This window comes from Gordonia sp. SCSIO 19800 (assembly GCF_018132775.1).
GTDB classification, from domain to species: Bacteria; Actinomycetota; Actinomycetes; order Mycobacteriales; family Mycobacteriaceae; genus Gordonia; species Gordonia hongkongensis.
Window position 1 is genome coordinate 1 of record NZ_JAGRQM010000044.1, and the last position, 10,453, is coordinate 10,453.

10 protein-coding genes and 5 pseudogenes are annotated in these 10,453 nt (G+C 63.5%); 10 read left to right on the plus strand and 5 right to left on the minus strand.

Going from position 1 to position 10,453, the window contains the following annotated elements; translation table 11 throughout:
* The 3 genes and pseudogenes from KB201_RS24425 to KB201_RS24435 form a co-directional block, all read left to right on the plus strand.
* Nucleotides 1–134: pseudogene (locus tag KB201_RS24425) on the plus strand (IS30 family transposase); the annotation flags it as partial.
* 55 nt (nt 135–189) lie between these two features.
* On the plus strand, nt 190–486 hold the full coding sequence (locus KB201_RS24430; protein ID WP_265969385.1) for an integrase core domain-containing protein: 297 nt from the start codon (nt 190–192) through the stop codon (nt 484–486).
* Between the two features lie 99 nt (nt 487–585).
* Complete coding sequence (locus KB201_RS24435) at nt 586–1,509, plus strand: acyl-CoA dehydrogenase family protein (RefSeq protein ID WP_014928945.1); 924 nt, start codon at nt 586–588, stop codon at nt 1,507–1,509.
* 67 nt (nt 1,510–1,576) lie between these two features.
* Here KB201_RS24435 and KB201_RS24440 read toward each other — a convergent pair.
* Nucleotides 1,577–1,819 (minus strand): annotated as a pseudogene (locus KB201_RS24440) (MMPL family transporter); the annotation flags it as partial.
* 4 nt (nt 1,820–1,823) lie between these two features.
* Nucleotides 1,824–1,948, minus strand: a pseudogene (locus KB201_RS25215) (TetR family transcriptional regulator); the annotation flags it as partial.
* A gap of 108 nt (nt 1,949–2,056) precedes the next feature.
* Between KB201_RS25215 and KB201_RS24445 the strand changes: the two are divergent.
* Nucleotides 2,057–2,533: a PaaI family thioesterase gene (locus KB201_RS24445; RefSeq protein ID WP_004020623.1), complete on the plus strand. Its 477-nt coding sequence runs from the start codon at nt 2,057–2,059 to the stop codon at nt 2,531–2,533.
* Nucleotides 2,534–2,538: 5 nt separating this feature from the next.
* Here the strand turns inward: KB201_RS24445 and KB201_RS24450 are convergent, their stop codons facing one another.
* Entirely contained in the window at nt 2,539–3,564 is a 1,026-nt protein-coding gene (locus KB201_RS24450) for an AraC family transcriptional regulator (RefSeq protein WP_004020622.1), read from the minus strand.
* A gap of 99 nt (nt 3,565–3,663) precedes the next feature.
* Between KB201_RS24450 and KB201_RS24455 the strand changes: the two genes are divergently transcribed.
* From KB201_RS24455 to KB201_RS24485, 6 genes and pseudogenes are all read left to right on the plus strand, one after another.
* Nucleotides 3,664–3,984, plus strand: a complete 321-nt coding sequence (locus KB201_RS24455; RefSeq protein ID WP_004020621.1) for a 2Fe-2S iron-sulfur cluster-binding protein — start codon at nt 3,664–3,666, stop codon at nt 3,982–3,984.
* A 26-nt stretch (nt 3,985–4,010) separates the two neighbouring features.
* A complete protein-coding gene (locus KB201_RS24460) occupies nt 4,011–5,402 on the plus strand; it encodes a cytochrome P450 (protein WP_004020620.1) in 1,392 nt (463 codons plus the stop codon).
* The gene (locus KB201_RS24465; RefSeq protein ID WP_014928948.1) at nt 5,399–6,598 is read left to right on the plus strand and encodes an NAD(P)/FAD-dependent oxidoreductase; all 1,200 of its coding nucleotides are present in this window, start codon (nt 5,399–5,401) and stop codon (nt 6,596–6,598) included. The genes KB201_RS24460 and KB201_RS24465 overlap by 4 nt, the downstream gene beginning before the upstream one ends.
* Nucleotides 6,595–7,266 carry a transglutaminase-like domain-containing protein gene (locus tag KB201_RS24470; protein ID WP_004020618.1) on the plus strand — a complete coding sequence of 224 codons (672 nt, stop codon included), beginning with the start codon at nt 6,595–6,597 and terminating at the stop codon, nt 7,264–7,266. Before KB201_RS24465 ends, KB201_RS24470 begins: the two co-directional genes overlap by 4 nt.
* Before the next feature lie 111 nt (nt 7,267–7,377).
* Entirely contained in the window at nt 7,378–8,391 is a 1,014-nt protein-coding gene (locus tag KB201_RS24475) for a BtrH N-terminal domain-containing protein (RefSeq protein WP_172622077.1), read from the plus strand.
* 300 nt (nt 8,392–8,691) lie between these two features.
* A pseudogene (locus tag KB201_RS24485) lies at nt 8,692–9,039 on the plus strand (transposase); the annotation flags it as partial.
* Between the two features lie 142 nt (nt 9,040–9,181).
* Here KB201_RS24485 and KB201_RS24490 read toward each other — a convergent pair.
* Nucleotides 9,182–10,003: pseudogene (locus tag KB201_RS24490) on the minus strand (IS256 family transposase); the annotation flags it as partial.
* 31 nt (nt 10,004–10,034) lie between these two features.
* Nucleotides 10,035–10,453: integrase core domain-containing protein (locus tag KB201_RS25025; RefSeq protein WP_249146450.1), on the minus strand; the 419-nt coding region annotated here is incomplete at its 5' end.

The window sequence follows — 10,453 nt, forward strand, 5'->3', positions numbered from 1 at the left end:
CTGAGGACCTCGAGGCCATCGCCTACACCCTCAACAACCGTCCTAGAAAAGTCCTTGGATGGAAAACTCCCGCCGAAGTCTTTGGCGAACAACTACACTCGCTACAACAACCCAGTGTTGCATCGACCGATTGAACGCGCCCAATACCGAGCCATCCGCTACACCGAACGACTGGCCGAAGCCGAAGCGGTGACATCTGTTGGCTCCAAAGGGGATTCATACGACAACGCGATGGCTGAGGCGTTCAACTCGCTGTTCAAAGCCGAATGCATCCGTAACCCCGTGATGCGCCCGCGAGGCGGCTGGGCAGGTGTGGGCGAGGTCGAGATCGCCGTCGCTGAGTACGTCGAATGGTTCAACCACCGCCGCCTGCACGGCGAGATCGGACACGTCCCACCCGTCGAGTACGAGAGCGCCTACTGGTCGACCCACACCGTCACCAGCTACCGTGAGAACCCGGTCCCCGCAAACGCTGGAACCAACTAACCGAGCCTCCAGCAAACCCGGGGCGATTCAGTCTTCGCAGTAATCCGCGAGATTGCCAAGGTCGACGGCTCGCTTGGCCACCTCTACGGATACCACCTCGTGTGTGCAGCCTTCATCGAACTCCTCGGCTCGCCGGAGCAGCGCGACGCCACTTACCGCCGCGTGGCGCAGGGTTCCTGGACGGGGAACGCGTTGAGCGAGAACAACAGTCACATTCTCGACTGGAAGGTGCGTGCAACCCCACGCGACGACGGTGGTTACGTGCTGAACGGGACCAAGCATTTCTGTAGCGGGGCGCTCGGATCCGATCTGCTTCTGGTGTTTGGCGTGGCGCAGGATGATGACTCACCCGAGCGGTCGGGAATTATCACAGCGGTCATACCCACCGACCGAGGGGGAGTGCGTCCCAACAATGACTGGAAAGCCCTGGGGATGCGGCGGACCGACAGCGGTACAACGGACTTCAAAGATGTTCAAGTGCTTCCGCACGAGGTGTTGGGGGCTCCGAACAGCGTGATCACCGACTTTTTCGGCTATAGGCGCGCCAGCCTATTCGGCCCGTTGGTGCAACTGATCTTCTCGCACGTCTACATAGGAATTGCCGCCGAAGCGCTGGACTCCGCTCGCGAATACACGCTGGAGCACGCACGGCCATGGACCCCTGCGGGGGTTTCTGAGGCCACGCAGGATCCATACGTAGTTCGGACCTTTGGAGAGCTTGCGATTAAACTACAAGGCGCTGACGCGGCGGCCCGCGATGCGTCGCACGCGGTGCAGCGGATCTGGGAGAAGGGTGATGCTTTGGCACCCGCCGATCGGGCCTCGCTGATGGTTCAGGTGTCGGGGGTGAAGGTCTTGGCCACCGAGGCGGGTCTGTCTATAGGCAGCCGGATCTTCGAGGTCATCGGGGCGCGTGGGACACACCCGCGTTTGGGGCTGGACCGGTTCTGGCGCAACATCCGGACGCACAGCCTGCATGACCCGGTGGCCTACAAGATTGCCGACGTCGGCCAGTACTTCTAGAACGACCGTGATCCCGTCCCAGGCTTTACATCCTGACAAGTTCGACAACACACATCGGCGATCCCCCCACCAGGTCGCGGGCGGAAGCGACATCGGCGGTGGTGCCACGAAGTTCCTGGACAAGCTCGTCGTAGCGTGCACGCACCGTCGGGGTGAGGCCGCCACGGTTCTCCATGGCGATAAACGCCGTTGTCTTGGCGCCTTTCTCCCCGAACGCCGTGCCCATCCGGTCGAATGACTGAAACGACGGCACTCCCGCAGGGATCGGGTCGACCGACTGCTGCCGCACGACTGTCTCCAGCTGCGGGAACGCTCGTGACCGCCTCGACGGTGACAGCCTCCACTCCCCCGCTGCGCAGCAACACCGCCGTGGCGTCGAGCAGACGGTCCGGGAACGAACCCGCCGCGGATCGACGTCGTCGAGGCCATTGATGCTCACCGCCACCAGGTCTCCTCACGCTGTTGGTCCAGCGTGGATGTGGCATTCTACCAACGATACCGTTGGTAGTGGTCTGCTACCGGCACGAGCATCGATTCGAGGACTGTGATGTCAGCACCCACCAAACTGCCCGCACACTCCCCATCGTGCATGGGCTGCGGGCCGGAGAATGCCAGCGGCCTGCAGCTCGAGGTGTACCGCGACGGCGACCGCGTTTTTGCCGATCACTCTTTCACCACCAAGCATTCCGGTGGACCAGGTTTGGCGCACGGAGGCGCTATCTCGGCCGCGTGCGACGACATCATGGGATTCACGCTGTGGATCGCCGGCACCCCGGCCGTCACGCGCACGTTGACCGTCAAGTACCGCCGACCGGTACCCCTCCACGTACCAGTACGTCTTACGGCGTGCATCGACGAGGACGCCGATCACATCCTGCACATCGGGGCGAGCGGGACTGTGGACGGCGAGACCTACTTTTCCGCCACCGGCGAGTTCGTGAAAGTCGATCTCATGCACTTCGCGCGCTACGCCGACACCTCCACGGTAGACAGCTTTTTCGTCAATCTTCTTCGCGCGGACTGACCTGCTCAGATGCCCGGCGCTGCCTGCCGATTCGCCGGTGCGCGGCGAAACCGCGTCGGGGAGCATCCGACCCACCGTGTGAACGCATGAGAGAAGCTGGCGGCGTCGGAGTACCCCAGTTCTGCGGCTATCTCGCCGACACCGATGCCCGGATCCAGCAGTCGCGCGGTGGCCCGTTCTTGGACGAACTGCTGCCGCAGGCGACGCAGGGTGGTGCCCTCGGCGTTCAGGCGTCGCTTGAGTGTGCTCACCGATATCGACAGCTCCGCCGCGATACGAGCACCGTCAGCGCGGGCAGGGTCGGCATCGAACTGTGCGCGGACCAGCTGCGTGTAGGAACTGGGCCTACGCTGTTCGTAGACGCGTCGAAGCTCGGCAATACCGATCCGGTAGGCCACGGGGTCGGAGAAACGGCACACGTCGTAGAGCACGGCAGCCGGTATGTGCACGAACGCCGCGGGCGCGTTGAAAACGATCCGATGGCCGATCTCACCCACGGCGATCAGGTCTGCCGGCGCCTGGCATGTCAGATGAAGCTCCACGGAGGGGACGGCACCGGCGAGCATGTCCACCAACCGCAGGACAGCCAGACCACCGTAGGTGACGGCGAAACAATCGGTGCCGGCGCTGTCGGTGCGCCCGGCCAGAGCGATCGTCAGTCCAGAATCTCCGTGCTGGAACTCGGTGCTCAGCGCGGTCGATATCAGGGGCAAGAACTGAAGCAGTTGAACAACTTCGACGACGGAACCCGCACTGACCAGCGGCAAACTGATGGGGCCGAACGAGGTGAGCTGAGCGTGCTCGGCGAACGCTACGCCCAACCGGAATCCCTGCTGGGAATCCATCGCCGGATACACCTCGTGAAACCACCGGACAGGCACTTGGCCCTGTCGCGCAATGACGACCGCGAGATCGACGCCCTCGCGGGCCATGATGCGTTCGAACGCTCGGGTCTCCGCCGCGCCCAAGGCGCCGCTGTCGAGGAGCTGGGCGAACGCCAGCGGCGGCATCCCCGACTCGACAAGGCTCATATGAGCCAAGTTAACAAGACATCGCGACGTCCGAACCTGGATCGACCACATTCGCCGCGCGCACACTCATCTCTACGACCCAGGAACAAGGAGGTGGCCATGGCCACGATCACCTACGTGACCCACGACGGCGAGGACTACCCCGCGCCGGTGATGCCCGGCAGGTCACTGATGCAGACCGCGGTCGACCAGGCGATACCGGGCATTGATGGCGACTGTGGCGGTGAGGCGGCATGCGGAACCTGCCACGTCGTCGTCGACAGCGCGTGGATCGACACCGTCGGCCACAGCACAGACGTCGAAGAAGGCATGTTGAGCATGCACCCCGAGCGTGAGGCCAACTCGCGGCTGTCGTGTCAGATGACCGCGCGCGAAGAGTGGGACGGGTTGACCGTTCACCTCCCCGAGTTCCAGTTGTGAAGTGAGAGAATGAGAGCGACTTTCAGATGAGCATTACCACCGCGATCGCCGAGAAGGCGCAGTCCATGATCCCGATCGATCTGCAGATCCGTGGCGCTCACGTCTATGACAAGACCCGCCGGATCGTCACCCGAACCGACGGCAAGAAAATCTTCACCGAGACCCCCATCCCGCCGGTCGAGGACGTCGAACTCACTGACATCGATCTGAGCAACCCATTTCTCTACCGACAGGGCATGTGGCGGTCCTACTTCGAGCGTGTGCGCAATGAGGCGCCCGTTCACTTCCAGCCCCGCAGTCCCTTCGGGCCGTTCTGGTCGGTCACTCGACATGCCGACATCATCGCTGTCGACAAAAACCATGAAGCGTTCTCCGCCGAACCGTTCATCATCATCGGTCGGCCCCCGCGTTTCATGGATATCGCGATGTTCATCGCCATGGACCCGCCGCGGCACGACAAGCAGCGCGCCGCCGTCCAGGGAGTCGTCGCACCGAAGAACCTGCGCGAGATGGAGGGCCTCATCCGGTCTCGCGTCCGGGAAGTCGTCGAGGAGCTACCGCTCGACGAACCGTTCGACTGGGTCCAGACCGTGTCGGTCGAACTGACCGCGCGGATGCTCGCGACATTGCTCGACTACCCCTACGAGCAGCGCCACAAACTCGTCCAGTGGTCGGATTTGGCCACGTCGATGGAGCAGGCCAACGGCGGACCATCGGACAACGACAAAGTTTTCCGCGAGATGGTCGCGATGGCACAGGGCTTGAGTGCGCTGTGGCGAGACAAGGCCGCGCGGACCGCGGCAGGCGAGGAGACCGGATTCGACCTCATCACCATGCTGCAGAGCAACGAGGACACCAAGAACCTTCTCGACAATAGCCCGATGGAGTTCCTCGGGAACCTCGTGCTGCTGATCGTCGGCGGCAACGACACCACCCGCAACTCGATGAGCGGCGGAGTGCTGGCTCTCAACGAGTTTCCCGAGCAGTTCGAGAAACTCAAAGCCAATCCGGATCTGATTCCCAATGCGGTGTCGGAGATTATCCGGTGGCAAACCCCGCTGGCATACATGCGTCGGGTCGCCAAGAAGGACGTGATGCTCAACGGTCAGTTCATCCGCGCAGGTGACAAAGTCGTCATGTGGTATGCCTCCGGCAACCGCGACGAGCGAGTGTTCGACCGCCCGGACGAGCTCATCATCGATCGGTCCAACGCTCGCAACCACATCGCGTTCGGTTTCGGTGTGCACCGTTGCATGGGAAACCGTTTGGCCGAATTGCAGTTGCGCATTCTCTGGGAAGAACTTCTCGAGCGCTTCGACGACATCGAGGTGGTCGGTGATCCGGAGTACGTGCAGTCCAACTTCGTTCGTGGGATCAGCAAGATGATGGTCCGTCTGACTCCCAAGCCGGAGACGTGAGTACTGATCGGGTCGTGATCGTCGGCGCAAGCCACGCGGGCGCACAGCTGGCGGCCAATTTGCGCAAGGAGAAGTGGGCTGGGGCCATCCTGCTGATCGGCGACGAGGGCCGCCTGCCGTATCAGCGGCCGCCGCTGTCCAAGGCATACCTGGCTGGCGATTGCCATCTCGACGATGTCGCGATTCGGAGCCGCCAGTTCTACGACAAGCAACGGATCGAGCTCGTCGACGGGACCGTGACCTCGATCGACCGTGCCGAACGAACCGTCACTCTTGGCAACAACGACGCGGTGTCCTACTCGAAGTTGGCCCTGTGCACCGGCGCTCGAGCTCGCGCACTGCCGGTCCCCGGCGCCGACCTGCCGGGCGTGCACTATCTGCGCACCGCCACCGATGTCGAGGCCATCCGCGCCGCCGCGGTCCCGGGTTCGCGGGTCGTCATTGTCGGCGGCGGGTACATCGGCCTGGAGACAGCGGCCTCGCTTCGAACCCTGGGTGTCGAGGTCACCGTCCTGGAGGCGGCAGGACGCGTACTCGAACGTGTCACGGCGCCCGTCGTGTCGGAATTCTTCGATCGAATTCACCGCGAGAAGGGTGTCGAGGTACGGACCGACGCAATGGTCGAAGGGTTCCGCGGCGACGAACGAGTCGACGGCGTTGTCCTGTCCGGGGGGGAGACGCTGGCCGCTGACCTGGTCATCGTCGGCGTCGGCGTCATTCCGAACACGGAGCTCGCAGCAGCTGCGGGCATCGACGTCGAAAACGGCATCCTCGTCGACGACCGCGCTCGTACCAGCGATCCTGACATCGTCGCAGCCGGCGACTGCGCCAACCACCGAATCGAGCGGTACGGGCGACGTGTTCGTCTCGAGTGCGTGTCCGCAACAACCGAGCACGCCAAGATCGCGGCGGCCACAATCTGCGACAACACAACCGGTCGCGCCGCACTGCCATGGTTCTGGTCCGACCAATACGACCTCAAACTCCAGATCGCCGGGCTCAACACCGGATACGACGAGGTGCTGGTCAGCGGCAACCCCGCCCATGGCCGCGACTTCACCTGCTACTACTTAACCGCCGGAGAACTGATTGCAGCTGACTGCGTCAACAGACCCGCTGACTTCGTGACCGCCAAGCGCGCCATTGCACAACGAGCGCCGATCGTCAGGTCCGAATTGATCGGAGCGGCCCCATGACCACATCACCGACAAATGCGGTCAGCCCGGCGGCGCTGACGGGTTCACGCTTCCTCGACATCGAGCACGCCACCGTCGCAACCTTCACACGCGAAGCCGTCGGCAACGCGACCACCGACAAAGACAAAGCCGGCCGCCTGTTCACCGCGGTGCGCGACGCCATCCGCTACGACCCGTACACCGTCTCCAACGACCCAGAGCACTACCGGGCCAGCCATGTAATCGAATCCGGGCGTGGATACTGCGTCCCCAAGGCCGTCGTGCTTACCGCCGCATTCCGCGCCGCCGGGATCCCAGCGCGGCTAGGCTTCGCCGACGTCCGTAATCACCTCCAAACGGGCGCCCTACGTGAGCTGATGGGAACCGACGTCTTCGTCTATCACGGGTACAGCCACGTCTACATAGACGGACGGTGGCTCAAGGCGACACCCGCGTTCAACTCGGAACTGTGCGCGCGGTTCGGAGTCGCCCCGATCGACTTCACCGGCGACAGCGACGCGTTGCTCCACGCTCACTCCGCGGACGGCTCAACACACATGGAGTACGTCCGCGAAAGAGGTGTGTACAACGACCTGCCTCTCGACAACATCCTGGTGGCTCTCAAAGAGGCCTATGGCCCTCTTATACTCACGCAGCGTGCGACGTCACTAGATGCATTCCACGCCTAACCCGGTCTGCCTCAGTCGTCGGCCCGGCAATCGACAATTTTCGTACCGCCTCAACACAGGAGGATCGTGTCAGTGTCCGGCCCCTCGATGATCGACCCCTACCCGCACCGAATGGGTGGCCACTGTGGGTCCGGTGCGATGCGAGACCTCATGGAGTGGACCGGGCTCGGTTACGACGGCCCACCCGACGAGGGCCTCGTCTTTGCCCTCGGCGGAGCCCTCTCCCTCACCTACATTCGATCAAAAGCGCTGATGCCACCCGTGTACTTAGTCGGACGAGGACCTGATTTTGAGATCGACCTCCCCCGCCGTCTGGGCGGCACCGTCGAGGTGCTTGCCACAGACGACCCGGCCGAGGGTTGGGAGAACCTTCGTGGCGAGATCGATCAGGGACGCCCTGCACTGGTCTGGGCGGAGATCGCAGAACTCCCCTACCTGCGGGTCCAGTTGCGCATGAGCCGCCACGACATCGTTGTAGTCGGCTACGACGAGACGCAAGGCGTCGCGTACATCGCCGACAACGATCGCGAAGACCTTCAACGCGTCCCACTGGACGCACTCGCACGCGCGCGCCGCTCGACCTCCTTCCCGGAGCCAACCCGACACACGCTGTTTCGTATCAATTGGCCACAGACGCCACCTTCGATTCTCGAGGTGGCCGCACAGGCATTCGCACAATCCGCAGCGAGCCTGAGCACCCCAGGCGCATCGACGATCGCCGGGCCCGCAGAACACGGGTCACACGGCCTCGACGCTGCCAGCGCGCTCGCATCCGACGTCTGCAGCTGGGGAGCCCTGTCGACCGACGACCTCGAGATGCATTTATTCAGCCTCGGCGCCTTCATCGAGAAAGCGGGGACCGGCGGCGGCCTGTTCCGCCGACTGCTGGCACAGGGCTGCGACGAAATCGCGCGCCTCACCGGCGATCACGCCACCGCCATCCTTGCAGCCAACGCCCACCATGCGGCGACATCCTGGACTGCAGTCGCACGCGCAGCAGTACAGAAGGATCACGCCTCATCCGAGCGGCTCCGATCCGTCACAACCCTCGCGGCGGCTCTACCCGAGGCGGAAACGACCCTGGAGGCGTCACTACGAAAGGCCGCAGCATCCTTGTCAGGCTAACCGGCCTGTCGCGGCAAGTCCGCGAGGAGGACGCTAAGCAGGGCCGCCGCGTTCACACAAACGCACGCAGGAGCATTACCATCAGCAGGACGCCGGTTCCCGCTGACCCGGGTCCTGTGACATCGACAGGAGGCAACCGGGAAGCCTGCAGTTCTTCTCGCAGCGTCACGTATCCTGGCCTTCGACCACGCCACCGTGCAGGCGTCCACCCGTGATGCTACCGGCGACGCGGACAACGATCGAGACATGGCGCGGAGCCACTTTGCCGCGGTGCGAAACCAGATCCGCTACGACCCCTACACAGCAGCCCGCATCCTCCTCGAAGTCGGCGACGGTTCAGCATTCGCCACCGCAGGCCACCTGGCCGCCTACGCCGGCATCGCACCAGTCACCCACCGATCCGGCACCTCCATCCGTGGCGAGCACCCCGCCCGATTCGGAAACCGCAAACTCAAACGAGCCTTCTTCCTCTCCGCGTTCGCCGCACTGCACGACCCCACCAGCCGCGCCTACTACGACCGCAAACGCGCCGAAGGAAAGAAACACAACGCCGCCCTCATCTGCCTGGCACGCCGACGATGCGACGTCCTCTACGCGATGCTCAAGCACAGCGAGCCCTACCGAACCCCAATCGCTTCAGCTGCTTGACAAACCCATAGGGACACCCCCCGTTCTGGACGACCCCCACCCAGCGTCTCACGCACGCTCACCACGAGCTCGGCGGGAATCGGGCCCCGACGGGTCTGTCCGATATTCGGTGTAAGCGGCGGTTTTCCGATTGCTCGGCGGGTCAGCGTTCTTCGGCTGCGGGCATACGATCGGCGAACGTGATGGCCGGGGCGTTGAGCGCTGGCTTCCAGCGTACGGCCCACTTCGTCTGACCGGTACCCTTCGGGTCCAGCGACCGGGTGACCAGGTAGAGCGTTTTGAGTGCGGACTGCTCGTTCGGGAAGTGTCCTCGAGCGCGCACCGCACGCCGGTAGCGGGCGTTGAGACTTTCGATCGCGTTGGTGGAGCACAACACTCGCCGTATCTCGACGTCGTAGTCAAGGAACGGGATGAACTCCTCCCACGCGCTCTCCCACAGGGTCACGATCGCCGGGTACGGCGTGCCCCATTTCTCGGCGAATTCCTCCCACCGCGCCCGGGCGTCAGCGGCGGTCGGCGCGGTGTAGATCGGTTTGAGATCGGCGCTGATCGTGTCCCAATACTTGCGGGAGGCGTACTTGAAGGTGTTGCGGATCAGATGGATGATGCACGTCTGTACCGTGGCCAACGGGAACGCGGCAGATACACTGTCGGGCAACCCTTTCAATCCGTCACACACAACGAAGAAGATGTCGCGGACACCCCTGTTCTTGAGGTCGGTGAGCACCGCCAGCCAGAACCTGGCCGACTCGCCGTCGCCGTCGCCGGCCCACATGCCGAGGATGTCTTTGTGCCCGTCGAGATCCACCCCGACCGCGGCGTAGATGGGCCGGTTACGCACCTGCCCATCCCGGATCTTGACCATGATCGCGTCGATGAACACCGCCGCGTACACTTTCTCCAGCGGGCGTGCCCACCACGACACCATCTCTTCGATGACCCGATCCGTGATTCGGGAGACGGTGTGAATCGCCCCGGGTTTGCTGGAGGCTCGGTTAGTTGGTTCCAGCGTTTGCGGGGACCGGGTTCTCACGGTAGCTGGTGACGGTTTGGGTCGACCAGTAGGCGCTCTCGTACTCGACGGGTGGGACGTGTCCGATCTCGCCGTGCAGGCGGCGGTGGTTGAACCATTCGACGTACTCAGCGACGGCGATCTCGACCTCGCCCACACCTGCCCAGCCGCCTCGCGGGCGCATCACGGGGTTACGGATGCATTCGGCTTTGAACAGCGAGTTGAACGCCTCAGCCATCGCGTTGTCGTATGAATTCCCTTTGGAGCCAACAGATGTCACCGCTTCGGCTTCGGCCAGTCGTTCGGTGTAGCGGATGGCTCGGTATTGCACTCCGCGGTCGGAGTGGTGGATCAGCCCGGCCACGTCGTGGCCGGCACGCGACCGTGCCCACAATCCCATGT

Bases quoted from the DNA above. Each gene is read 5' to 3' on its own strand.
- KB201_RS24470 (WP_004020618.1), top strand. From the start codon at position 6,595: ATGACCACATCACCGACAAATGCGGTCAGCCCGGCGGCGCTGACGGGT.
- KB201_RS24455 (WP_004020621.1), top strand. From the start codon at position 3,664: ATGGCCACGATCACCTACGTGACCCACGACGGCGAGGACTACCCCGCG.
- KB201_RS24460 (WP_004020620.1), top strand. From the start codon at position 4,011: ATGAGCATTACCACCGCGATCGCCGAGAAGGCGCAGTCCATGATCCCG.
- KB201_RS24445 (WP_004020623.1), top strand. From the start codon at position 2,057: ATGTCAGCACCCACCAAACTGCCCGCACACTCCCCATCGTGCATGGGC.
- KB201_RS24475 (WP_172622077.1), top strand. From the start codon at position 7,378: ATGGGTGGCCACTGTGGGTCCGGTGCGATGCGAGACCTCATGGAGTGG.
- KB201_RS24450 (WP_004020622.1), bottom strand. From the start codon at position 3,564: ATGAGCCTTGTCGAGTCGGGGATGCCGCCGCTGGCGTTCGCCCAGCTC.